Source organism: Actinoplanes subtropicus (assembly GCF_000721705.1).
In the GTDB taxonomy this organism is placed as follows: Bacteria; Actinomycetota; Actinomycetes; order Mycobacteriales; family Micromonosporaceae; genus Actinoplanes; species Actinoplanes subtropicus.
This window is the reverse complement of record NZ_JOJL01000020.1, coordinates 26,648-51,325: the sequence shown is the minus strand read 5'-3', so window position 1 is coordinate 51,325 and position 24,678 is coordinate 26,648. Positions and strand designations below refer to the sequence as shown.

The window sequence follows — 24,678 nt, the reverse complement described above, 5'->3', positions numbered from 1 at the left end:
GCAGGATTACGCCGGACGGCCGGCGGGCAAGCTGCGTGGCGCCGACGAGGGGTGGGAGCTCAACATGCAGGTTTGGCCTGGTCACCGGTACCCGTTGGGTGCCACGTACGACGGCACGGGCACGAACTTCGCGATCTTCGCCGAGGGGGCCGAGGCGGTCGAGCTCTGCCTCTTCGATCCGTCCGGCAACGAGCGCAAGGTTCAGCTGCACGAGCAGGACGCGTTCGTGTGGCACGCCTACCTGCCGGGCGTCGAGCCGGGCCAGCGGTACGGCTACCGGATGTACGGGCCGTACGAGCCGGGCCGCGGGCTGCGCTACAACCCGCACAAGCTGCTGCTCGACCCGTACGCCCGGGCGGTGGACTCGGACATCCAGTGGCACCCGTCGCTGTACGCCTACGAGCTGGGCAACCCCGATCAGATGTCGGATCTGGACTCGGCGCCGTACATGTGCAAGGGCGTGGTGGTCAATCCGTACTTCGATTGGGGGAACGACCGCCGCCCGGACATCCCGTACCACCATTCGGTGATCTACGAGACGCACGTGAAGGGGCTCACCGAGCGACACCCGGACGTGCCCAAGGACATGCGCGGCAGCTACTCGGCGCTCGGCCACCCGGCGATCATCGAGCACCTCAAGGGGCTGGGGGTGACCGCGGTCGAGCTCATGCCGGTGCACCAGTTCGTGCACGACAACCGGCTGCACGACCTCGGCCTGCGCAACTACTGGGGCTACAACACGCTCGGCTTCTTCGCGCCGTACCAGGGCTACTCGTCGACCGGCACGCTCGGCCAGCAGACCCAGGAGTTCCGCGGGATGGTCAAGGCCCTGCACAAGGCCGGCATGGAGGTCATCCTCGACGTCGTCTACAACCACACCGCCGAGGGCAATCACCTGGGTCCCACGCTCAGCCTCAAGGGCATCGACAACCGTACGTATTACCGCCTGGTGGACGACCAGCCGCAGTTCTACATGGACTACACCGGAACGGGTAACAGCCTGAACGTGCGCAGCCCGCAGAGCCTCCAGCTGATCATGGATTCGCTGCGCTACTGGGTGACCGAGATGCACGTCGACGGGTTCCGGTTCGATCTCGCCTCCACGCTGGCCCGCGAGTTCTACGACGTCGACCGGCTGTCCACGTTCTTCGAGGTGGTGCAGCAGGACCCGGTGGTCGGCCAGGTGAAGCTGATCGCCGAGCCGTGGGACGTCGGGCCGGGCGGCTACCAGGTGGGCAACTTCCCGCCGAACTGGACCGAGTGGAACGGCAAATACCGCGATACCGTACGGGACTTCTGGCGGGGCGAGCCGGCCACGCTCGCCGAGTTCGCCTCCCGGATCACCGGGTCCGCCGACCTCTACCAGGACGACGGGCGCAAGCCGTTCCACTCGATCAACTTCGTCACCGCGCACGATGGGTTCACGCTGACCGACCTGGTCTCGTACAACGACAAGCACAACGAGGCCAACGGCGAGGAGAACCGGGACGGCGAGAGCCACAACCGGTCGTGGAACTGCGGGACCGAGGGGCCGGCCACCGACCCCAAGGTCCTGCAGCTGCGCGCCAAGCAGCGGCGCAACTTCCTGGCCACGCTGATGCTGTCGCAGGGCGTGCCGATGATCTCCCACGGCGACGAACTGGGCCGCACCCAGCAGGGCAACAACAACGCGTACTGCCAGGACAACGAGATCGCCTGGGTGGATTGGGAGCGCTCCGACGAGCAGCTGCTGGAGTTCACCCGTCGGCTGACCGCGTTCCGCCACCGGCACCAGGTGTTCCAGCGGCGGCGGTTCTTCACCGGGCTGCCGGTGACCGCGCGCGGCGGCGGCGACCCACTGCCCGACCTGGAGTGGTTCACCCCGGACGGGCGGCAGATGGCCGGCGACGACTGGGGCAACGACTTCGGCCGGGCGGTCGCGCTGTTCGTCAACGGTGAGGGCATCCGCGAGCGCGGCCAGTACGGCCAGCGGCACGTGGACTCGTCGTTCCTGCTCTTCTTCAACGCGCACGACGCGCCGATCGAGTTCGCCACGCCCCCGGCCGAGTACGGGGAGAAGTGGGAGAAGGTCATCGAGACGGCCGAGCCCTCGCCGGACCGGCCGCAGGTGGTCGAGGCCGGCAGCAAGATCTGGGTCCCGGACCGATCGCTCATCGTTTTGGACAGGACGGTCTGATGCCCCCAACCGTTACGTATCGGGTCCAGGTCCGCCCTGATTTCCCGTTGTCGGCGGCGGGTGCGCTGGCCGACTATCTGGCCGATCTCGGGGTCAGTCACCTTTACACCGCGCCGATTCTTACGGCCGTCCCGGGGTCGCAGCACGGCTACGACGTCGTCGACCACCGGTTCGTCAACCCCGCCCTCGGCGGCACTTCCGGCTTAACGGATTTGTCCGAAACGCTCCGCGCGGCCGGGCTGGGTCTCGTCGTCGACATCGTTCCCAACCATGCTGGGGTGGCCGTCCCGCACGCCAATCCGACCTGGTGGGACGTCCTGAAAAACGGCCAAAAATCGGAATTTTCCGACTTTTACGACATCGACTGGTCGCGGGGGCGGATCTTGATACCGGTTCTGGCGGACGAGCCGGATGAAGTGGACAAACTGACCGTAGAGGACGGCGAGCTCCGCTACTACGACCACCGCTACCCGATCGCCGAGGGCACCGGCGACGGCAGCCCGCGGGAGGTCCACGACCGGCAGCACTACGAGCTGGCCAACTGGACCCGCGGCGACCGCGAGCTCAACTACCGCCGGTTCTTCTCCATCGCCGACCTGGCCGGCCTGCGCGTCGAGGACCAGGCGGTGTTCGACGCCACGCACGCCGAGATCCTCCGCTGGCACCGCGAGGGCATCGTCGACGGCCTCCGGATCGACCACCCGGACGGCCTGCGCGACCCCGGCGACTACCTGACCCGGCTGCGCGAGGCCGCCCCCGGCGCCTGGCTCGTGGTCGAGAAGATCCTCGAGCCGGGCGAGCGGCTGCCGCCCTGGCCGGTCGCCGGCACCACCGGCTACGACGCGCTCGACGAGGTCTGCGGCGTCTTCGTCGACCCGTCCACCGCGGCGTTCTTCGACACGTTGCAGCACCATCTGACCGGGACCGAGACGTCGTGGCAGGACCAGGTGCACGAGGCGAAGCTGGCCGCGGCCACCACGCTGCTCGCCGCGGAGCTGGCGCGGCTCGCCCGGCTCGTACCGGAGATCGAAGGCGCACCCCGCGCCCTGGCCGAGCTGGCCGCCTGCTTCCCGGTCTATCGGTCCTACCTGCCGTTCGGCGCGCGGCACCTCGCCCGCGCCCGCGCCGAGGCCGGACGCCGGCGCCCGCAGCTCATCCCGGTCCTCGAGGCGCTCACCGCGCGGCTGCGCAACCCCGCCGACGAGCTCGCCCTCCGATTCCAGCAGTTCACCGGCGCGGTGATGGCCAAGGGCGTCGAGGACACCGCGTTCTACCGCTGGACCAGGTTCACCGCGCGCAACGAGGTCGGCAACGACCCGGCCAAGTTCGGCGTGACCTTCGACGAGTTCCACGAGGCCAACGAGGAGCGGCTGCGCGACTGGCCGCGGGCGATGACCGCGCTGTCCACCCACGACACCAAGCGCAGCGAGGACGTGCGGGCACGGCTCGCGGTGCTGGCCGAGGTGCCGGGCGACTGGACCGAGGTGGTGCGCCGGTGGGTGCGGATAGCGCCGCTCCCGGACCCGTCGCTCGCCCATCTGATCTGGCAGGCCGCGGTGGGTTCCTGGCCGATTTCCCGCGAGCGGCTATTCGCCTACGCGGTGAAAGCAGCCCGGGAGGCCGCGACCGCGACCACCTGGCAGCACCCGGACGAGCAGTTCGAGGCCCTCGTCCGGGGGATGGTCGACAAGATCTTCGACGACCCGGCGCTGCACCGCGAGGTCACCGGGTTCGTCGCGTCGATCACCCCGCCCGGCTGGTCGAACTCGCTCGGCCAGAAGCTCGTGCAGCTGACCATGCCCGGCGTCCCCGACGTCTACCAGGGCACCGAGCTGTGGGACTACTCGCTGGTCGACCCGGACAACCGCCGCCCGGTCGACTTCCCGGCCCGGCGTGCGCTGCTGGCCCGGCTGGACGATGGCTGGCTGCCGCCGGTCGACGACTCGGGCGCGGCGAAACTGCTGGTCACCAGCCGTACCCTGCGCCTGCGCCGGCAGCGGCCCGAGCTGTTCACCGGCTACCGCCCGGTCTTCGCCGAGGGCCGCGTCGGCGAGCACGCCCTGGCCTTCGACCGGGGCGGCGTGGTCACGCTGGCCACCCGGCTGCCGGTCGGATTGTCACGCCACGGCGGCTGGGGCGACACCACCCTGTCACTCGACGGCCACAGCTGGACGGAAGTCTTCACCGGGACGAGCTACGGCGGGAACCGCCTGGCGGTGGCCGAACTGCTGCGCATCTATCCCGTCGCTCTCCTGGTGAAAGAATAATGCTCTTCGAAGTGTGGGTCCCCGAGAAGACGGTCAAGCTTCTGGTGGCGGGGGAGGAGCGCGCGATGGAGCGCGGCGACGACGGCTGGTGGCGCCTCTCCTCTGAGGCTCCGCCGGGCACGGATTACGCCTACGTTTTGTCTGATTCGCCAGGACCGCTCCCCGATCCTCGGTCGCCTTGGCAGCCCAACGGTGTGCATGGTCCGAGCCGCGTTTATGACCACTCCGCCTTCGCCTGGACCGATCAGGCCTGGACCGGAAAGCAACTGCCAGGATCGATTCTGTACGAGTTGCACGTCGGCACGTTCACCCCGGCCGGCACCTTCGACGCGGCGATCGAGCGGCTCGACCACCTCGTCGACCTCGGCGTCGACCTGGTCGAACTGCTCCCGGTGAACGCCTTCAACGGCTCGCACAACTGGGGCTACGACGGCGTCTGCTGGTATGCGCCGCACGAGCCGTACGGCGGGCCGGACGGGCTCAAGCGGTTCGTCGACGCCGCCCACGCGCGCGGGCTCGGCGTCGTCCTCGACGTGGTCTACAACCACTTCGGGCCCAGCGGCGCGTACGCCCCGATGTTCGCCCCCTACCTCAGCAAGCACGGTTCCAACCCGTGGGGCGACTCGATCAACCTGGACGGCCCGCTCTCCGACGAGGTGCGCCGCTACATCGCCGAGAACGTGCTGATGTGGCTGCGCGACTACCACGTCGACGGCCTGCGGCTGGACGCGGTGCACGCGCTGGTCGACCACTCGGCGGTCAACCTGCTGGAGCAGTTGGCGGTCGAGGTGGAGACGCTCTCGACGCACCTCGGCCGGCCGCTCTCGCTGATCGCCGAGTCGGATCTCAACGATCCGCGGCTGATCACCCCGCGCGAGGCCGGTGGCTTCGGGCTGACCGCGCAGTGGGACGACGACGTGCACCACGCGCTGCACACGCTGCTGACCGGCGAGCGGCAGGGCTACTACGGCGACTTCGGGTCGCTGGACTGCCTGCGGACCGTGCTCGAGGGCGCGTTCTTCCACGCCGGCACCTGGTCGAGCTTCCGGCAGCGGCACCATGGGCGGCCGGTCAACCGCTCTTTTGTGCCAGGCCACCGCTTTGTCGCTTTCCTGCAGAATCACGACCAGATCGGCAACCGGGCGATCGGTGACCGGATCTCCGCGCTGCTGTCGCCCGGGCTGCTCAAGGTCGGGGCGACGCTGCTGCTCACCGGCCCGTTCACGCCGATGCTGTTCATGGGCGAGGAGTGGGCGGCCAGCAGCCCCTGGCAGTTCTTCACCAGCCACCCCGAGCCGGAACTGGCCGACGCGGTGCGCACCGGGCGGCGGCGCGAGTTCGCGGCGCACGGCTGGGCCTCGGCCGATGTGCCCGACCCGCAGGACCCGGCGACCTTCGAGCGGTCCAAACTGGACTGGGACGAGTCGGCCAAGCCGGAACACGCCGAGATCCTGGCGCTGTACAAGAGGTTGATCGCGCTCCGCCGGCAGTATTCGGACTTGTCGGACCCGTGGCTTTCGCGGGTCGAGGTCTGGCACGGCGACAACTTCGTGGTGATCCGCCGGGGCGGGTGCGTGGTCGCGGCCAACCTGGCGCCGGCGCCGCAGACGGTCAGCCTGCGGTCGGTGCCGAGCAAGGTACTGCTGGCCACCGCGCCGGGCGTGGTCCTGCAACGCGATCGGGTGGAGTTGCCCGCCGAGAGCGCGGTGGTGGTCGCCGCCCGCTGAACCGTGATCGGGTCGATAGGGCACGATGGGGCGATGACGGAGCGCGGTTCGAGCCGGTTCGCCTGGCCGGTGCGGCGGCGTACGCCTCCCAGCCCGGAAGACATCGCCGTGCGCGACATCGACGAGCGGGAGGCCGCCGACCGGCAGTTGCCGCCGCCCCCGCCCGAGCCGATCATGGAACCGCCGCCACGCTTCAACCTCGCCGTCTTCCGGCTGGCCGGGCTCGGCCTGGCGCTGGTGCTCGCCCTCGTGCTGGCCCTGATCCGGGTGATCGGCAGCGGGCCGCCGTCGATCGCGCAGCTGCGCGCCGACGCGGGCGTGGCCGGCTGGCCGGTGCTGACCGTCGGGGTCAAGGGCGACCAGCCGGGCATCGGCTACTACGACAAGAAGCTGAACCTGTGGAGCGGCTTCGACATCGACATCGCGTACATGATCGCGGAGGATCTCGGCTTTCGCCGGCAGGAGGTCAGGTTCTACGCGATCGAGAGCGAGGACCGGGCCCGCATGCAGGCCACCGACCCGGCGAACCAGCAGCGCGTGCCGGTCAAGCTCGTGATCGCCAGCTACAGCATCACCGCCGAGCGGAAAGCGATGGCCGGCGTCAACTTCGCCGGTCCCTATCTCTACACCGAGCAGTCGGTGGTGACTCTCGAGGGACACCCGCCGGTCAACACGTTCAACGACCTCGCCGGGAAGAAGGTCTGTTCGCTCTCCGCGTCGACCAGCACCAACGCGCTCACCCAGGCCAGGGCGATCGTGGTCACCCGCAACCTGGTCAGTGATTGCTTCGACCTGCTGCACAAGCACCAGGTCGAGGCGATCAGCACGGACGCGGCGATCCTTGGCGGCTACAAGGCGCGGGATTCCGGCGACACGATCCACCACTGGGACATCGGGCTGGACACCAGCGAGCAGTGGGGCATCAACGTCGGCGAGAACAAGGCGCTGCAGACGCTGGTGAACGTCACGCTCTACAAGTCGTGGAAGGACCCGCACGACGACCGGTGGGAAATGGCCTATCAGAACAACATCCAGCCGGAGATCGCCAAGAACCTGCCCACCCCGCTCGCGGTGGCCGAGCAGCCGCCGGTGGGCCGCCCCGACGTGCGGCAGCTGCCCTGGGAGAACGACCTCCCGTGACCGATCTCGTGGTCAAGGGTGGCCCGATCCCGCCGCGCCGGCGCCGGGCGCAGCTCAACTGGCTGCTCACCGTGCTGCCGGCCTTCCCGCTGCTGCTGCTGGTCCTGCGGCTGTGGTACCTGAGCCGGCAGGACCTGCCCACGATGCTGCTGCTGGTGCAGTACATCAGCCCGCTCGGCATGATCAGCGCCCTGTTCATCACGCTGATCTGGACCGTGCCCGCGGTGATCCTGGTGCTGAAGGCGCTCGGCGGCATCCTGCTGATCAGCGAGCCGGACGACGCCGGCCGGTCGTTGCTGGCGGTGACCGCGCTGCGGATGCCGGACTGGGTGGTGCTGCTGGCCACCGTGCTCGCCGCGTTCACCTGGCAGTTGAAGTTGCTGCCGACCCTCGGCATGCTGGTCGTCTCGATCCTCGGCGTCACCGCGGTGCTGCGCTTCCGGGCCGAGCGCTGGCTGATGCTGTGGATCACGGCAGGCGTGCCGGTGCTGGTCGGCCTGCTCGTGCTGATCTTCGTCTGGCCCGGCATCGTCTCGGCGCTGCGCCGCGGCGAGGTCTCCACGGCCGTGCTGCTCGGCGTGCCGCCGCTGCTCGGGCCGCTGCTCACCGGGCCGGTGCCGCGCTGGTCGGCCCGGCTGGTCACGCACTGGCCGGCGGTCGCCGCCGCGCTGGTCGCCCCGATCGCGGTCGGCGTGATCTTCCTGCGCGCGCCGGTGCTGCCGAACAGCGCCGTCGAGGTCGCCGCCGACAAGGGGCCCGACCAGGTGATCCGCGGCCAGCTCATCTCGGTCGACGACACCTCCACCACGATGCTGAACAGCGACGGCGACGTGCTGTTCCTCGACAACAACAAGGTCCGCTCCAAGACCCTGTGCCCCGAGCCGGTGCGGCCGCCGGACAGCGCCGTCTCCGTGCGCGGGTGGCAGGTGGAGGAGTCGGCGCTTTCCTGGATCGCTCCCACCCACCGCGACAGCGAGGTAGACCCCAGATGTCTAGGACGCCCCTTGAATCCCAGCTGAACCCCCTTTTTGGCGACGCGCCGCCGCCCTCGTGCAGACAGGCTCGCCGTGATCTGGGAAGCTGCACGCCATGACCTTGCACCTCCGGTGGTCGGCAGTCACCGACCAAGGACACGTCCGCAGCAACAACGAGGACTGTTACTACGCCGGTGACCACCTGCTCGTCGTTGCCGACGGCATGGGCGGGATGGCTGCCGGTGATCTCGCCAGCCGCACCGCCATCGAGTCGATGACCGGCCTAGACGTGCCGATCGACAACGACAACCAGATGGACGCGCTGCATCGGGCGCTCGAGGTCGCGAACGGTCGGATCGCCGAGCACGTGGTCGCCGACCCCGAGCTGCAGGGCATGGGCACCACGCTCACCGCGGTCATCTTCTCCGGCACGCGCGCCGCGATGGCGCACGTCGGCGACTCCCGGGCGTACCTGTTGCGCGACGGGCGGCTGAACCAGCTGACCAAGGACGACACGTACGTCCAGATGCTGGTCGACCAGGGTCTGATCAAGCCGGAGGAGGCGGCCGGCCACCCGCGCCGGTCGGTGGTCACCCGGGTGCTGCAGGGCGAGCCGGTCAGCCCGGCGTACGTGATCGTCGAGCCGGAGAACGGCGACCGCTGGCTGCTGTGCAGCGACGGGCTCACCGCCGTGGTCAGCAACGAGACGATCGAGCAGGAGATGCTCGCCGCCCCCGACCCGAAGTCCTGCGCCGAGCGGCTGGTCGACCTCGCGCTGCGTGGCGGCGGCCCGGACAACGTCACGGTGATTGTCGCCGATCTGACAACGGACTGAGCCACGCGTCATCATTCGCTGATTGCGGTACGTTACTCCGGTCGCGGATCAGGGGGCCCGCGGCTGTTCGCAGCTTTCGCGGGTGGTGGTGGATGAGAGCGCGACTGTTCGTCACGCTGACGCTCGTCCTGGGGGCGGTGGCGCTTGGCGAACTCGTCGGGGAGCGACACTGGCGACTGTTCGACGACATCGTGCAGGCGGTCGCGGGGCTGGCCGCGGCCGGGGTGTGCTTCTCGGCGGCGGCCCGCCGGAGCCCGGGTGTCCAGCGGCGATGGCGCGTCCTCGTCGGCGTGGGCCTGGTCGCGTGGGCGGCGATCCGCCTGTGGGCGGTGGCGTTCGACGTGGTCGACCCGGGCCGGCCGATCGCCTCGCCGATCGACATCGGCTTCCTGGTGCTGCCCGCGTGCCTGATGATCGCGCTGCTCAGCGTCCCCTACGCGCGGCCCCGGCCGGTGCCCGCCTCGGCCCGGCGGGACCAGATCGCGCTGCTGATCGACAGTGTGCTGATCGCCGGTTCGCTGCTGGCGCTGGGCTGGTCGATCATGCCCAGCTCGGCGTTCGACCGGGCCGGCCAGGATTCGCTCGTGCTGGGGCTGGCCGTGGCGTACCCCATCGCTGATCTTCTGCTTTTCACCATGGTCCTGTTACTGCTGCTCACCCGGCCCGGCTCGCCGGTCACGCGGCTGCCCCTGCACCTGGTCGGCATCGCGCTGGCCGGCTTCCTGGTCAGCGACTCGCTGCGGCTGATGTGCCTCGGCGAGGGGGCGCTGACGCCGCTCGAGTCGGCGGGCTACCTGATCGGCTGCGGCTTCGTGGCGCTGGCCGCGGCGAGCCGCCCGGCCGCCCCGGACGCTCCGATCGCGGACGTGGCCGAGCGCGACTGGCTGCACCTGCTTCTGCCGTACGTGCCGGTGACCGCCACCGGCATCGTGATCGCCATCAGCACCGGGGCGGGCAACCCGCTGTCGCCGTTCGAGGCCTACCTCGGCTGGCTCGGGCTGGGCCTGGTGGTGGCCCGGCAGATGTTCACCATCGTGGACAACACGGTGCTGCTCGACCGGGTCTCCGAGGGGCAGCAGCGGCTGCACCATCAGGCCTACCACGACTCGCTGACCGGCCTGGCGAACCGGGCGCTGTTCCGCGAGCGGCTGGTGCTCGCCCTCGACGCGCACCGGCACCGCGGCCGGGCGGTGGCGGTACTGTTCGCCGACCTCGACGACTTCAAGCTGGTCAACGACAGCTTCGGGCACGCGATGGGCGACCGGGTGCTGCGCGCGATCGCCGAGCGCCTGCAGGGCTGCGTCTCGCCGGACGACCTGGTGGCCCGGCTCGGCGGCGACGAGTTCGCGGTGCTGCTCGACCATCACCCCGCCGACGCGGAGCCGGCCGGGCACCGGATCCTGGCCGCGCTGCGCGAGCCGTTCCCGATCGACGGGCACCGGATCGGCGTCGGAGCGAGCATCGGCCTGGTGGTGCCCGACGCGGGCGAGCCGATGTCGGCGGACGCGTTGCTGCGCCGGGCCGACGCGGCGATGTACGTCAGCAAGCGCCGGGGGAAGGGGTCGCTGGCCCGGTACGCCGGGAACCCGGACGGCGGCCCGAACGCGGACATGCCGCACCTGCTGGCCCAGGCGCTGGCCGCGGGCGGCCGGCCGGCGGCGAACGGTTTCGAGGTCTACTACCAGCCGATCGTCCGCCTGACCGACGGGGCGACGGTGGCGGTCGAGGCGCTGGCCCGCTGGACGCTGGCGGCCGGCCCGGTCCACCCCGACGCGTTCGTGACGATCGCCGAGCGCACCGGCCAGGTCGCGGCGATCGACAACTTCGTCCTGGACCAGGCGTGCGCGGATGCCTCCCGGCTGGCGCTGATCTACGGACGGCCGATCGACGTACACGTGAACGTGTCGGCCGCCCGCCTGGGCCAGACCGGTCTGGAGGAGGCGGTACGCGCCGCGCTGTCCCGGCACAACCTGCCGCCGTCCCGCCTGATCATCGAGATCACCGAGACCCACCGCATCGAGGACCTGCCGGTGGCGTCCGCCGCGGCCTCGCGGCTGCGGGCGCTGGGCCCCCGGATAGCGCTGGACGACTTCGGCAGCGGCTTCAACGCGCTGGCGCAGCTCCACTCGTTGCCGATCGACATCGTGAAGCTCGACTCGACACTGACCGATGTGGACACCGACCCGGAGCGGGCGGCGGCATTGTGCCGCTCGGTGCTGGCGATCTGCCACGAGCTGAAGATCGACGTGGTGGCCGAGGGCATCGAGACGGCGTCCCGGGGAGCGGCGCTGTCGGCCTTGGGGTGCCCGTACGGTCAGGGTTATCTCTACGGGCAGCCGGGGCCGCTGCACCGTCTCAAGGCGCCGCCCGGCATTCCGGCCCAGCCCGGTCCGTCCCCGCTTCAGCAGCTCACCTAGGTTCTTTTGTCGTTGGTGCGGCGGGTGGGTTCCGCCGTGGTCGGGTCCTCGGGCCAGGGATGCCGCGGATAGCGCCCCCGCAGCTCGGCGCGAACCTGCGGATACCCCTGCCGCCAGAACGACGCGAGATCCCGGGTCACCGCGACCGGCCGCCCGGCCGGCGACAGCAGATGCAGCAGCACCGGCACCCGCCCGCCGGCCAGCCGCGGTGCGTCCTGCCACCCGAACGCCTCCTGCACCTTCACCGCCAGCACCGGCGCGGCAACGTCCGAATAGTCCACTCGCACCCGCGACCCGCTCGGCACCGGCAGCCGCTCCGGCGCGACCTCATCGAGCCGCCCGGCCACCGACCAGGGCAGCATTTTTCGCAACCCGGCGGTCACGTCGAGCTTGGCCAGATCGGCCCGCCGCCGCGCGGAGCCGAGATCGAGCCACTCCTCGGCCCGGGCGAGCAGCGCCTCGTCGCTGACATCCGGCCACGGCTCACCGAGGGCGGCGTGCGCGAACGCCAGCCGTTCCCGCAGCTCGACCGCGCCCCGCGTCCAGGTCAGCAGCCCGAGCCCCGCTCTCGTCAACCCGTCCAGCAGTGCGGCCCGCACCAGCGCCGGATCGGGCTCGGCGAGCCGGCGCTCGACCAGCGTGATCGCCCCGAGCCGCCGCACGCTGCGCGCCACCACGTCACCGTCGACCCAGCCGATCTCGGTCGACTCGGACAGCATCGCCCCCGCGGCCTCCACCGCCGTCTCCTCGTCGAGCGGCGCCGCGGCCCGAATCCGCGCCGTCCGCGCCCCCGCCACCCGATCGGCCGACGCCACCGCGAGCCAGCCCACCCCGGCGAGCCCGCTCCCGGGGGAGAGCTCGCCCTCCGTCCCGCCCGCCATGAGATAGCCCCGCCCGCCGGCCGCCCGCACCCGCGCAACCCGCTCCGGATACGCCATCCCGACGATCAGCCCCGCCGCAAGATCGTCAGGCAGGTGACGCCCCGGCCGCGGATCGCCCGGCCCCGGTTGGGGATCGCCCGGCCCCGGCAGCGGATCGCCCGGCGCTGGTCGCGAGTCGCCCGGCGCTGGTCGCGGATCGCCCGGCGCTGGTCGCGAGTCGCCCGGCGCTGGTCGCGGATCGCCCGGCGCTGGTCGCGAGTCGCCCGGCCCTGGTCGCGGATCGCCCGGCGCTGGTCGCGAGTCGCCCGGCGCTGGTCGCGAGTCGCCCCGCCCCGGCCGCGAACCGCCCCCACCCTTCTGGGTGGGGCCAAGCAAACCACCTAGCCCCGACAATTCCCGGCCGTTATCCACAGCCCCCGAGCCCATTGCGCCCGGCATTTCGGCAATGTCCGTGTCATCACCCGAGGCGACATCCGCGACCTCCGGCACCTCGACGTCGTCGCCGGGGGAGCGACTCAACGCCGCCGTCAGCCGTCGCACCTCGCCGCGCCAAGACGGCTCGTTGGCCGACCGCGCCCGTCGCCAGGCCGTCACCACGTCATCCGACACCGCCCGCTCGTCGTCCAGCAGCGCCACAATCTCCGCGGCCCGGCGAGCCCCCACCACCGGCGCCCCGTCGAGCAGCGCTCGCGCCAACCGCGGATGCAACCCGGCATCGGCCAGCGCCCGCCCCCGGGCCGTGATCCGCCCGTCCTGGTCGACCGCCCCGAGATCGCGCAGCGTGGTCACCGCCGCCTGCAGCGCCCCCGCGGGCGGCCGGTCGGGCAAGGCCAGCCCGCTGCCGTCCGGATGACCCCACAGCGCCAGGTCGAGCGCGAACCCGGTCAGGTCGGCCGCCGCGATCTCCGCCTCGGGCTGGGCCGGCAACCGCTCGTGCTGCGCCTCCGGCCAGCACCGGTAGACCCGCCCCGGCGCCTCCCGCCCGGCCCGGCCGGCTCGCTGCGTGGCGGCGGCCCGCGACACCGGCACGGTCACCAGCGCGCCCAGGCCGCGCGCATGGTCCATCCGTGGGACCCGGCTCAGCCCGGCATCGACCACCGCCCGCACCCCGGGGACGGTCAGGCTGCTTTCCGCCACCGCGGTGGCGAGCACGACCCGGCGCCGCGAGCCCGGGCGCAGGGCGGCATCCTGAATGGACGCCGGCTGCCGCCCGTGCAGCGCCAGCACCTCGACGCCGAGATCGCCCGAACCGCCAAGGCCGCGGAGATCGCCCGAACCGCCGAGATCGCCCGAACCGCCGACGCCGCCCGAACCGCCGACGCCGCCCGAACCGCCGAGGCCGCCCAGCCGGCTCGCGACCGCGTCGATCTCTCCCGCGCCGGGGAGGAAGACCAGCACATCTCCGTCGCCCTCGGCCAGGGCTCGGCGCACCACCGCCGCCACGTGATCGAGCAGCCGGGGGTCGACCCGGAGCCCGAGCGGCGGGCGGACGGGGGCCGGCGGCGGCGCCCAACGCACCTCGACCGGGAACAGCCGCGCCTCCGCCCGCACCACCGGGACCGGGCCGAGCACCGACGTGTCGGCCGTCGCCGAGGCCGCCACCAGCCGCAGGTCGGGTCGCAGCGCCGCCCGCACCTCAAGCAGGAAGGCCAGCGCCAGATCGGTGTCGAGATGGCGCTCGTGGCACTCGTCGATCATCACGACCGCGGTGCCGGCGAGCTCGGGATCGCGCTGCAGGCGGCGGACCAGCACGCCGGTGGTGACCACCTCGACCATCGTGCGGCGGGAGACGCGGCGCTCGCCCCGCACCGAGAAGCCGACCCGGTCGCCCACCCGCTCGCCCAGCAGCGACGCCATCCGCCGGGCGGCGGCCCGGGCGGCGAGACGGCGCGGCTCGGCGACCACGACCCGCCCTTTCAACGCAAGCGGAACCAGCGTGGTCTTGCCGGTGCCGGGCGGCGCCACCAGCACCGACGCGCCCGCGGCCGCCAGCGACGCCCGCAGCTCGGGGAGAACCGGCCGGATGGGCAGATCGGGCAGCGACGCGTCGGGGATGAGCACGGACCCATCCTTCCGCAGGGGTCCGACAAAACTGAGGCCGGTCGGGTCCGCCCGAAAAACTGTCGGACCCGGGTGGCAAGGTCTGCGGCAACCGGAACGGGACTGTTAATTCCCGCCCAAAGGTCTGCACTCACGTGAGCGGGCCTGCTTGACTGATCGACATCGGGAAGGGGTCGTCGGATGGACGCTGTAGAGGTCTTCAACAGGCTGCCCGCCGCCCGCCTCGAGGCGCAGCTGCGTGCCTGCTGCGCCGCCCCGGGCTGGGGTGCCGCCGTTCTCGCCAAGCGGCCCTACCGGGAGCGACTGGAGATCATCGATGCGGGCGACGCCGCCGCCCGGGCGCTGAGCTGGGACGAGGTGCGGGTCGCGCTGTCCGCCCACCCGCGGATCGGGGAGCGGGCGAGCGGTGATTCGGCGGAGGCGTCCTGGTCGCGGCAGGAGCAGGCGGCCGCCGCGCGGAGCGCCGACGAGCTGACCAAGGCTGCGCTTGCCGACGCCAACCGGACGTACGAAAGCAGGTTCGGTCAGGTGTTCTTGATCTTTGCCAATGGGCGGACGCAGGAGGAGATCCTGGCCGAAGCGCGCGAGCGGCTGGCCAACGACGAGGACACCGAGCGGGTGATCGTGGCGGACGAGTTGCGCAAGATCGCGTTGCTCCGGCTGGAGCGGGTGCTCGATGCCCTCCGATGACGGCACGGAGCCGGAGTTCCACGCCAAGATCTCGACGCACATCCTGGACACGGTGACCGGCGAGCCCGCCCGCAACGTGTATGTGCGGCTGGAGCGGCGCGACTCGTCGGGCTGGCGCATTATCGACGAGGGCCGCACCGACTCCGACGGCCGCCTTCGTTATCGGGTGCCGCTGCACGAGTGGCAGGCCGGCGGCTACCGGCTGTTCTTCTACGTGGAGCCCTACCTGGGGGAGGACTGCTTCTTCCCGGAGGTCACCGTCGCCTTCCACGTCCGTGACCCCGAGCGGCATTACCACGTGCCGCTGCTGCTCAGCCGATTCGGCTACACCACCTATCGAGGGAGCTGACGCCGTGGCGATCGTGCTCGGACCCAACCGTTACGGCAAGGCGGAGACGCGCCTGGTCCGCGTGACCCGCGACGGCGGGACGCACTCGCTGACCGATCTCAATGTCAGCGTCGCGCTCGCCGGCGACCTTGCCGCCACCCACCTGACCGGCGACAACACCGGCGTGCTCCCCACCGACACCATGAAGAACACGGTGTATGCGTTCGCCAAGCAGCACGGCGTCGGCGAGCCGGAGGAGTTCGCGCTGCTGCTCGCCCGCCACTTCCGGAAAACTCAAGGGCAGATAGACCAGGTCAAAATCACCATCGAGTCGTACGGGTGGGACCGTCTCGGGCCGCATTCGTTCCGCCGGGAGGGCGCGCAGACCAGGATCGCCCAGGTCGTCGCCACCGCCGGCGACGAGCAGGTGGTCTCCGGCGTGACCGGCCTGACCCTGATGAACACGACGGCGTCCGAGTTCCACGGCTTCATCAAGGACCGCTACACGACGCTGCCCGAGACCCGCGACCGCATCCTGGCCACCGCCGTCGACGCCCGCTGGCGACATCTGGCCCCGGCCGGCGACTGGGCGGCGTCCTATCACGGCGCCCTCGACGCGCTGACCACGGCGTTCGTCAACACGTACAGTTCCTCGCTGCAGCAGACGCTGTTCGCGATGGGCAGCTACGTCCTCTCCACCCGGCCGGAGATCGCCGAGATCCGCCTGGCGCTGCCGAACAAACACCATTACCTGGTCGACCTGGCCCCGTTCGGGCTGGCCAACGAGAACGAGGTCTTCATCGCCGGCGACCGCCCGTACGGCCTGATCGAGGGCACCGTGACCCGTGACGACGCGCCCCCGGCCACGGCGGAGTGGTACCAGTGATCGTCATCGAGAACGTCGCGATCGCGACCGTGGACCAAAAAGACACCTATCACCCGAGCGGCCACGTCGTGCTCGGTGACGACGGTCGGATCGACGCGGTCGGCGCCGGCCCCGCCCTCGACAAATCGGGCGAAAGGCTCGACGGCAGCGGCTGCCTCGTCACCCCCGGCCTGATCAATACGCACCACCACCTCTACCAGTGGGCGACCCGCGGCCTGGCCGTCGACGAGACCCTGTTCGGCTGGCTCACCACGCTCTACCCGATCTGGGGCCGGCTGGACGCCGAGATCGTCGGTGCCTCGGCCGCCGCCGGGCTCGGCCAACTCGCCCTCTCCGGCTGCACGCTGAGCATGGATCACCACTACGTCTTCCCGCGCGACGGCGGCGACGTGCTCGGGGCCGAGATCGAGGCGGCCCGCCGCATCGGCCTGCGCTTCCACCCGACCCGCGGCTCGATGGACCTGAGCGAGAAGGACGGCGGCCTCCCGCCGGACAACGTGGTGGAGACGACCGACGAGGCGCTCGCCGCCACCGAGCGGGCGATCGACCGCTGGCACGACCCGTCGCCCGACGCGATGCTGCAGATCGCCGTCGCGCCCTGCTCGCCGTTCTCGGTCACCACCCGGCTGATGGCCGAGGCCGCGACGCTGGCCCGGCGCAAGGGCGTGCGGTTGCACACCCACCTCGCCGAGACCGACGACGAGGACGAGTTCTGCCGCAAGCAATTCGGCTGCACGCCGGTGGAGTATGCGGAGCGCGTCGGCTGGCTCGGCGACGACGTCTGGCTGGCCCACGGCGTGCATCTCGACGACTCGGCGATCGAGCGGCTCGGCGCGACCGGCACCGGCGTCGCGCACTGCCCGAGCTCGAACGCGCGGCTGGGGGCCGGCATGGCCCGGGTACGGGATCTGCTTGATCATGCCGTGCCGGTCGGACTGGGCGTCGATGGCGCGGCCTCGCAGGAGGTCTCCCACCTCGGCGCCGAGCTGCGCCAGGCGCTGTATACGGCCCGGCTGCGCGGCGGCCCGAAGGCGATGACCGCCCGCGAGGCGCTGCGGCTGGGCACCATGGGCGGCGCCCGGTGCCTGGGCCGGGAGGACCACCTGGGGTCGATCGAGCCGGGCAAGCTCGCCGATCTCGTGGTGTGGCGGCTGGACGGCCCGGCCCACGACGGCATCGACGACCGGCTGGCCGCGCTCGTCTTCGGGCCGCCCGCGCCGGTCGAGCTGTCCCTGGTCGGGGGCCGTCCGGTCGTGCGGCGCGGCGAATTGGTGCACGCTGACGTGGAGACTCTCCAACGTGCGGCCGCGGCCGCACACCGTCGCCTGCTGACGTGAGGTACCGCTAAGCTACTGGGGAGTAACCAATGCGATTGGAGCCGTCGCGATGACCGAGATCCTGTCCGACGAGGCCGTGGCGTTCGTCGCGGAGCTGAACCGCCGGTTCCGCCCCCGGCGCAACGAACTCCTGGCCGCCCGGGCCGCGCGGCGCGCCGAGATCGCGGCCGGGGGCACGCTCGGCTTCCTCGACGAGACCGCCGGCATCCGTGCCGCCGAGTGGTCCGCCCCGCCCGCCCCCGCCGACCTCCGGGACCGGCGCGTCGAGATCACCGGCCCGACCGAGCGCAAGATGACCATCAACGCGCTCAACTCCGGCGCCAAGGTCTGGCTGGCCGACCTCGAGGACGCCAACACCCCGCACTGGTCGAACGTCGTCGACGGTCAGCGGAATCTGTACGACGCGATCCGCCGGACCATCACGCTGGAGACCGAGCAGAAGACATACGAGCTGAACGGCGGCCCCTACCCGACGATCGTGATGCGCCCGCGCGGCTGGCACCTCGACGAGCGGCACCTGCCGGTCGACGGCGAGCCGGCCGTCGGCGCGCTCGTCGACTTCGGGCTCTACTTCTTCCACAACGCCGCCGAGCTGCTCGAGCGCGGCAGCGGCCCGTATTTCTACCTGCCGAAGATGGAGTCGCACCGGGAAGCGGCACTGTGGAACGACGTCTTCGACTTCGCGCAGGACACGCTCGGGATCCCGCGCGGGACGATCCGCGCCACCGTGCTGATCGAGACCATCCCGGCGGCCTTCGAGATGGAGGAGATCCTGCACGCGCTGCGGCCGCACATTTCCGGGCTGAACGCCGGCCGCTGGGACTACCTGTTCAGCATCATCAAGTACTTCCGCGACAACCCGCGGATGATCCTGCCCGACCGTGCCTCGGTGACGATGACCGCGCCGTTCATGCGCGCGTACACCGAACTGCTCGTCTCGACCTGCCACCGGCGCGGCGCGTTCGCGATGGGCGGGATGGCGGCGTTCATCCCGAGCCGGCGCGATCCGCAGGTCAACGAGGTGGCGCTGGCCAAGGTCCGGGAGGACAAGGAGCGCGAGGCCGGCGACGGCTTCGACGGCTCCTGGGTGGCGCACCCCGATCTGGTGCCGGTCTGCCAGGAGATCTTCGACCGGGTGCTCGGCGCGCGGCCCAACCAGCTCGACCGGCAGCGCCCCGAGGTGTCGGTGACCGCCGAGCAGTTGCTGAATGTGGCGGCCACCGAGGGCGCGGTCACCGAGGCGGGCCTGCGCAACGACGTCTCGGTCGGCCTCCAGTACCTGGAGGCGTGGCTGCGCGGCAACGGCGCCGTGGCGATCAACAACCTGATGGAGGACGCGGCCACCGCCGAGATCTCCCGCTCGCAGGTCTGGCAGTGGATCCACAACGGCGTACGCCTGCCGGACGGCACCGAGATCACCGCCGACCTGGTCGGCCGGATCGAGGACGAGGAACTCGCCAAGATCCGCGAAGCGATCGGCGACCAGGCGTGGACGGCGTCCCGCTTCGACGACGCCCGCAAGCTGTTCGAGCGGGTCGCGCTGGCCGACGATTTCGCCGACTTCCTCACCACGGCGGCCTACGACTCGATCGACTGAACAGATGCGGCTGACCGAGGACGACTACGCGGAGTTCGACGTCCGGCTGGCGGCACACGATGCGTTCCTGCGCTCCCGTTACCCGGGAACGCCGGTGGGCCGCCAGCCCGTGCACACGGTGTACATCCCCGCCGACAAGCTGGGCGGCTTCCGCTCGTGGGGCGACGCCGCGCTCGCCTCGATGACCGACTTTCCCTGGCCGGAGGCCGAGGCGGAGGTACGCGCCAAGCTGGCGCGCGAGCCGATCGAGGATCTCCGTGTCGACTTCGAGGACGGCTACGGCGTCCGCCCCGACGACCAGGAGGATGAGGCGGTCCGGCGGGTCGCCAAGATCCTGGCCGAGGCCGAGGGCCCGCTGCCGCCCTTCGTCGGCATCCGGATCAAATCGCTCGAGGCGGCGACCCGGCGGCGCGCCCTGCGTACGCTCGACCTGTTCCTCTCGTCCTATCAGGACGCGTTCGCCATCACGCTACCCAAGGTGAGCGGCGTCGATCAGGTCGCCGCGATGGTCACCCTCTGCGAGAAACTGGAACGGTCCTACGGCCTGCCCGCCGGGCGCCTGAGCTTCGAGATCCAGATCGAACTGCCCGCCGCCGTCCTGGGCGCCGACGGGGGCGCCACCGTCGCCCGCCTGATCACCGCCGCCGACGGCCGCTGCACCGGCCTCCACTACGGAACGTACGACTACAGCGCCGCCGCCGGCGTGGCCGCTGCCTATCAGGCCCTCGACCACCCGGTGGCCGACTACGCGAAGGCCGTCATGCAGGCCGCCGCCGCGCAGACCGGGGTCCACCTCTCCGACGGCTCCACCAACGTCCTCCCGGTCGGCACCCCCGCCGAGATCCGCGCCGCGTGGCAACTCCACTACCGCCTGGTGCGTCGCTCCCTCGAACGCGGCTTCTACCAGGGCTGGGACCTGCACCCGGCGCAACTGCCGACCCGCTACGCCGCGACGTACGCCTTCTTCCGCGACGGCCGCGACGCCGCCGTCGAGCGCCTGCACCGCTACCTGGCCCGCCAGGAGTCCGGCATTGCCGACGAGCCGGCCACCGCCCGCGCCCTGGCCGGCTACCTGCTCCGCGGCCTGGACTGCGGCGCCCTCACCGACGCCGGGCTGCCCCGCTCCGACCTGCTCGTCCTGGCGCGATAAAGAGCACTACACCCAGTGGGTAGACCCACTGGGTGTAGTGCCGGGCGCGACGACCTCGTACGTCCTGCTCGGGCTGTTGGAGGATTCGGCCCGGCACGGCTATGACCTGAAGCTCGCCTACGACCGCCGGTTCGGCGGCGCCAAACCCCTGCGGTTCGGGCGCGTGTACCGCATCCTCGCCCAGCTCGTTCGCGACCGTACGTGCGCCGGCCCTCCAACCGCACGACCGCGAACCCGGACGCACGACGCGATCGCGCGTCGGGTCACGGCCGAGGACGCGCGTCTCGCGTGAGCGCGTGCCGCGACTGCGGTACTACCTCGAATTCTCGGCGTCGCCTGCGACCTCGACCGGCGGCGCTGCCGTTGAGCGGCATCCGTACCAGAATGTCGGCATGGGCAACGGGGATTCTGGACGAGTTTGGTTGATCACGGGTGCGACGTCTGGTTTCGGCCGGGCGTTGGCGGACGCCGCGCTGGGCGTCGGGGACACGGTCATCGGGGCGGCGCGCCATCCACACCGGTTGAAGGAGCTGGTGGCGGCTTATCCGGCCCGGGCGGAGGCGTTGGAGTTCGACGTCACCGACACGCACCGCGCCGCCGAGGTGGTAGACGCCGTATGGAACCGCTGGGGACGTGTCGACGTGCTGGTCAACAACGCCGGGCGTACTCAAGTGGGTGCGTTGGAGGAGACCACCGACCGGGAGCTACGCGATCTGTTCGAGCTGCATTTCTTCGGGCCGGCCGCGCTGACCCGGGCCGTGTTGCCGCATATGCGCCGGCGCGGCGGCGGCGCCGTGGTGCAGATGTCGAGCGTGGGCGGCCAGGTGACCGCGCCCGGGTTCGGCGCGTACTGCGCCACGAAGTTCGCCTTGGAAGGACTGACCGAGACCCTCGCGCAGGAGGTCGACTTCGGCGTGCGGTTCCTCATCGTCGAACCCGGCGCCTTCCGGACCGGCCTGTTCGATCGCGACGCCGCGCATCTTTCCGAACCGCTGCCGGAATACCACGCCACGGTCGGCCCCACCCGCGAGTACGTGCGTACCGGCGGCGGCAGCCAGCCGGGCGACCCGGCGAAAGCGGCCCGCGCCATCCTGACCGCGCTCGACGCGCCGGCGCCACCGCTGCGCCTGGTCCTCGGCGACGACGCCGTCGACGGCGTCCAAGCCCGCATCGCGTCCCTGGCCGACGAACTCGGCCGCTGGGAGGCCGTCAGCCGAGACACAGCGCTGGACTGATCCCTGCGCTCGATCCCGGCCGGTCCTCCAAAGTGCCGGAAAGAATGCCGGTGGTTTGCCGATCAGATTGCCTGGCACGCCGCGGGACTCGTAGGTGAGATGAAGGCACCATGCGCGCCACGCTCACTGGGCGAAATCCTTCGAAACTGCCGGCCGCTACGCCGATATCGGCCCAGCTCCGACCGCGGTCCGGCGCCGACGAAAGGCGACGAAACGTGAAACAAAGAAACGGTGTCGCGTCCCGCTGGATCGGTGCCGCGATCGCGCTGATCACGATCATCGCGACCTTGGTGATGACCGCCGGCAGTGCATCTGCCAGCCCGGCCCGGCCGCGGTCCGGTGCAGACCAATCGGGCTCCACCTCTGTCGCTGTGCCGACGTCGCACGCGGCAGGGATCGCCGCTTCACTATGCCCCCATCAGGTGTACGCCGGGACCATCCACAGCGACATCAACAACTACCTGGACACCTACGGACAGTCGGGGCAGAGCAAGCCGCCCGGGTACGTACACACGTGGCCGACCAGTTCCGGCAGCACCAATCAGATCTGGTGCGTGGAAAAAGCTACCGAGAGGAACGGCGGCTACTTCATCCACGCGCTCAGTCCCGCCGGGAAATGCCTGGACGGAGGCCCGAACGTCGAGGCCACAAAGGTCTGGGTGTGGGGCTGCAACGGCAGCACCGACCAGCGCTGGTGCTGGGCCGGCAACGGCTACATCGTCAGATACAACGCGGACCTCGGACTGAAGGACAAAGGCTCCCACAATATCGTGATCCTCTCCCAGTCGGGGGCCAGCCGTTGGCACACCTCCGGTCCCACGTTCCCGTACAACTGCTGATCGCGGTCCTTGACAGTGGCCCTTCCGCAACCCTGGGGGCGTTTGCAAAACATCGAAGCCAACACCCCCAGGTCGTACGGCGTGAGCACGGAACCGGCATTCTCGGCGGCCGTGGAAGTTGGGGCCGGCGGGAGGATGAAGGTTTCAGTTCGCCGCTGACGGTTACGCTCCTGGATCTGCGAGCGCGACGCGGCCACCTGTCGCCGGCGGCAGGTTACTCGGCGGGTTGGTCGGTCACATTTTCGGCGATCCAGCGCAGCTGATGTTCCGCACCGTCGTCGCCGACAAGTACGCAGCCCAGTCGCCGGGATCGGCTTCCTCGACGATGCGGCGGCTCCAGCCGGCGAACTCGTCCCGCCGGTCGGCTTCCTCGGTTGCCGTCATCTCGGGCCACCGGCCCTGCGCTTTGGTCGCGGCCATGACGATGTCCGCCAAGTTCTACGCGGTTCCACTCGTGGCCGTGGATCGCCGCGCCCGGTTCGGCGGCGTGTCGAGCCGGGCGCGGCGAGTCGGCTATGCCACGAACCGGGAACGGCGGCGGCGTCCGACCAGGTAGCCGGCGCCGCCGATGAGCAGGAGCACGCCGCCGATGCCGGCCACGGTCCCGGTGTCGGCACCGGTCACCGGCAGCCCGCCACCCTGACCACCGGAAGTGCCCCGGCTCGTGGCGGAACTGGGGATCGCCGCGGCGGGCGTCGTGGCGCTCGGTGTCGCCGGCGGCTGGGACGCGCAGTCGAGCGCACGCGCGGCGTACAGGCCGTCGTTCAGGAAGGCCAGGAAGGCGTCGATGCCTCCATTGTCGAGCGCCTTCTGCGCGGCCGCCTTCACGTGGGGGCCGGCGCCCGTCAACGTGCGGACCACCGTGACCCGCAGATCTGTCGTCCACGCGCCCAGCAGGCCCGTCTTGAGGAATGCCCGAAGGTCGTCCGGGGTGCCGTCCAGCTTCCCCTGAAGTGTGCCCGGCAAGACGGGCAACGACTCCTGGTTCGCCACGTAGAGGATCCGGTCGGCCTCCATCCGCACCTGCACATCGGTGGCGGTGTCCAGGTCGATGGTCATCAACTCGCGGATGTCCTTGTACACCTTGCGCTCGACCGGTTGGCACGACTCGTTGAGCCCCGGCGGTCCGGTTTGGGCCATCGCCGGCGCCGCCGGAATCAGAAATACCGCCGGAACCAGAAGGGCCAGCGCTATCAGGACACCGGGCGGCAACTTCGCTCGCATGTGGACTTCCTCCCCGTTGACGAAAACATGGAGATGCTACCGACGGCGGGCGGAGAAGCAAGTCGGGGTTGCCGGCGGCGATACTCGTGTGCGTATACTCGGCAACGAGTAATACGCCAGGGAGGATGGGTCGATGGCCAAGCGGCGCCGGGTGGGGAATCTGATGGGGCTGGCGATCCTCTCCGCGATCGTGTTCCGTCCGATGCACCCGTACGAGATGGCCGGCACCCTGCGCGGCTGGGGCAAGGACCGGGACTTCGAGATCAAGTGGGGCTCGCTCTACACGGTCGTCCGAAACCTGGCCAAGCACGACCTGATCGCCGAGGTGGAGAGCAGCCGCGAGGGGCGCCGCCCGGAGCGGACCGTCTACCGGATCACCGACGAGGGCCGGGCCGAGCTCGTCGACTGGGCGAGGGAGCTGCTCTCCGAGGCCGAGCCGGAGTATCCGAGGTTTCGCGCCGGCCTTTCGGTGATGGCGGTGCTCGGGCCCGACGAGGTGGTGACGCTGCTGCGACAGCGCCTGGCGGCCGTCGAGCGGGAGATCGCCGAGGCCCAGGCGGCGCATGAGTTGCACGCGCCGCGGGTGCCCCGGCTGTTCCTGATCGAGCTGGAGTACGACCTGGCCATGCTCGAGGCCGAGCGGGCCTGGATGGGGTCGCTGATCGAGGAGATCGACGGCGGGACGCTGCCGGGGCTGGACGGGTGGCGCCATCACCACGAGACCGGGGAGGTGCCCGCCGAGATGGTGGAGCTCGCGGAGGAGAGCGTCGAAACGTACGGCGACAAGAAGTAAGAACGGTCCCGGCGGGCTGCTGCAACAGACCGCCGGGACCGGGCCTCGAACCACAAGTCATGGGAACCACGACCCGGGCCGAAGGCGGCAACCACAGGATACCGGGCCGACCTCCCATGGC

20 protein-coding genes are annotated in these 24,678 nt (G+C 70.9%); 17 read left to right on the top strand and 3 right to left on the bottom strand.

The genetic code is table 11. From position 1 onward, the window contains the following. The first annotated feature begins 64 nt into the window (after window positions 1-64). The 7 genes from glgX (at window position 65) to IH26_RS0125460 (ending at window position 11,536) form a co-directional block, all read left to right on the top strand. On the top strand, window positions 65-2,176 hold the full coding sequence (gene glgX / locus IH26_RS0125490; RefSeq protein ID WP_030438760.1) for a glycogen debranching protein GlgX: 2,112 nt from the start codon (window positions 65-67) through the stop codon (window positions 2,174-2,176). Next, complete coding sequence (gene treY, locus IH26_RS0125485) at window positions 2,176-4,443, top strand: malto-oligosyltrehalose synthase (protein WP_030438759.1); 2,268 nt, start codon at window positions 2,176-2,178, stop codon at window positions 4,441-4,443. The genes glgX and treY overlap by 1 nt, the downstream gene beginning before the upstream one ends. Further along, complete coding sequence (gene treZ, locus IH26_RS0125480) at window positions 4,443-6,170, top strand: malto-oligosyltrehalose trehalohydrolase (RefSeq protein WP_030438758.1); 1,728 nt, start codon at window positions 4,443-4,445, stop codon at window positions 6,168-6,170. The genes treY and treZ overlap by 1 nt, the downstream gene beginning before the upstream one ends. Before the next feature lie 33 nt (window positions 6,171-6,203). Beyond that, window positions 6,204-7,310 (top strand): transporter substrate-binding domain-containing protein, encoded by a 1,107-nt coding sequence (locus IH26_RS0125475; protein WP_245665501.1) that lies wholly within the window; start codon window positions 6,204-6,206, stop codon window positions 7,308-7,310. Further along, entirely contained in the window at window positions 7,307-8,329 is a 1,023-nt protein-coding gene (locus IH26_RS0125470) for a hypothetical protein (protein WP_030438756.1), read from the top strand. Before IH26_RS0125475 ends, IH26_RS0125470 begins: the two co-directional genes overlap by 4 nt. 70 nt (window positions 8,330-8,399) lie before the next feature. After that, window positions 8,400-9,119, top strand: coding sequence for a PP2C family protein-serine/threonine phosphatase (locus IH26_RS0125465; protein ID WP_030438755.1), 720 nt, complete (start codon window positions 8,400-8,402; stop codon window positions 9,117-9,119). 92 nt (window positions 9,120-9,211) lie between these two features. Continuing rightward, a complete protein-coding gene (locus tag IH26_RS0125460; protein ID WP_030438754.1) occupies window positions 9,212-11,536 on the top strand; it encodes a putative bifunctional diguanylate cyclase/phosphodiesterase in 2,325 nt (774 codons plus the stop codon). Here the strand turns inward: IH26_RS0125460 and IH26_RS53980 are convergent. Next, window positions 11,533-14,478, bottom strand: coding sequence for an ATP-dependent RNA helicase (locus tag IH26_RS53980; protein WP_051808493.1), 2,946 nt, complete (start codon window positions 14,476-14,478; stop codon window positions 11,533-11,535). The two genes, IH26_RS0125460 and IH26_RS53980, sit on opposite strands and share 4 nt — an antisense overlap. Window positions 14,479-14,658: 180 nt before the next feature. Here IH26_RS53980 and uraD point away from each other — a divergent pair, with 180 nt between their 5' ends. From uraD to IH26_RS60020, 9 genes are all read left to right on the top strand, one after another. Further along, entirely contained in the window at window positions 14,659-15,168 is a 510-nt protein-coding gene (uraD, locus tag IH26_RS0125445) for a 2-oxo-4-hydroxy-4-carboxy-5-ureidoimidazoline decarboxylase (RefSeq protein ID WP_030438752.1), read from the top strand. After that, complete coding sequence (gene uraH, locus IH26_RS0125440) at window positions 15,155-15,517, top strand: hydroxyisourate hydrolase (RefSeq protein WP_030438751.1); 363 nt, start codon at window positions 15,155-15,157, stop codon at window positions 15,515-15,517. The genes uraD and uraH overlap by 14 nt, the downstream gene beginning before the upstream one ends. A 4-nt stretch (window positions 15,518-15,521) precedes the next feature. Beyond that, window positions 15,522-16,382: a factor-independent urate hydroxylase gene (gene pucL / locus IH26_RS0125435; RefSeq protein ID WP_030438750.1), complete on the top strand. Its 861-nt coding sequence runs from the start codon at window positions 15,522-15,524 to the stop codon at window positions 16,380-16,382. Continuing rightward, window positions 16,379-17,719 carry an 8-oxoguanine deaminase gene (locus IH26_RS0125430; protein WP_030438749.1) on the top strand — a complete coding sequence of 447 codons (1,341 nt, stop codon included), beginning with the start codon at window positions 16,379-16,381 and terminating at the stop codon, window positions 17,717-17,719. The genes pucL and IH26_RS0125430 overlap by 4 nt, the downstream gene beginning before the upstream one ends. Before the next feature lie 49 nt (window positions 17,720-17,768). Further along, window positions 17,769-19,316 carry a malate synthase A gene (gene aceB / locus IH26_RS0125425; protein ID WP_030438748.1) on the top strand — a complete coding sequence of 516 codons (1,548 nt, stop codon included), beginning with the start codon at window positions 17,769-17,771 and terminating at the stop codon, window positions 19,314-19,316. 4 nt (window positions 19,317-19,320) lie between these two features. Then, entirely contained in the window at window positions 19,321-20,466 is a 1,146-nt protein-coding gene (locus IH26_RS0125420) for a DUF6986 family protein (RefSeq protein ID WP_030438747.1), read from the top strand. 37 nt (window positions 20,467-20,503) lie between these two features. Then, window positions 20,504-20,758 carry a PadR family transcriptional regulator gene (locus IH26_RS0125415; protein ID WP_030438746.1) on the top strand — a complete coding sequence of 85 codons (255 nt, stop codon included), beginning with the start codon at window positions 20,504-20,506 and terminating at the stop codon, window positions 20,756-20,758. Between the two features lie 130 nt (window positions 20,759-20,888). Beyond that, a complete protein-coding gene (locus IH26_RS0125410) occupies window positions 20,889-21,701 on the top strand; it encodes an SDR family NAD(P)-dependent oxidoreductase (RefSeq protein ID WP_211268751.1) in 813 nt (270 codons plus the stop codon). Between the two features lie 215 nt (window positions 21,702-21,916). After that, complete coding sequence (locus tag IH26_RS60020) at window positions 21,917-22,540, top strand: RICIN domain-containing protein (RefSeq protein ID WP_169789814.1); 624 nt, start codon at window positions 21,917-21,919, stop codon at window positions 22,538-22,540. 234 nt (window positions 22,541-22,774) lie between these two features. Here the strand turns inward: IH26_RS60020 and IH26_RS0125400 are convergent, their stop codons facing one another. Both IH26_RS0125400 and IH26_RS0125395 read right to left on the bottom strand, forming a co-directional pair. Further along, entirely contained in the window at window positions 22,775-22,975 is a 201-nt protein-coding gene (locus IH26_RS0125400; RefSeq protein ID WP_157437383.1) for a hypothetical protein, read from the bottom strand. Between the two features lie 78 nt (window positions 22,976-23,053). After that, complete coding sequence (locus IH26_RS0125395; protein WP_030438742.1) at window positions 23,054-23,764, bottom strand: ALF repeat-containing protein; 711 nt, start codon at window positions 23,762-23,764, stop codon at window positions 23,054-23,056. A gap of 133 nt (window positions 23,765-23,897) precedes the next feature. Here IH26_RS0125395 and IH26_RS0125390 point away from each other — a divergent pair, with 133 nt between their 5' ends. Continuing rightward, window positions 23,898-24,557 carry a PadR family transcriptional regulator gene (locus IH26_RS0125390; protein WP_030438741.1) on the top strand — a complete coding sequence of 220 codons (660 nt, stop codon included), beginning with the start codon at window positions 23,898-23,900 and terminating at the stop codon, window positions 24,555-24,557. The last annotated feature ends 121 nt before the right edge of the window (window positions 24,558-24,678 follow it).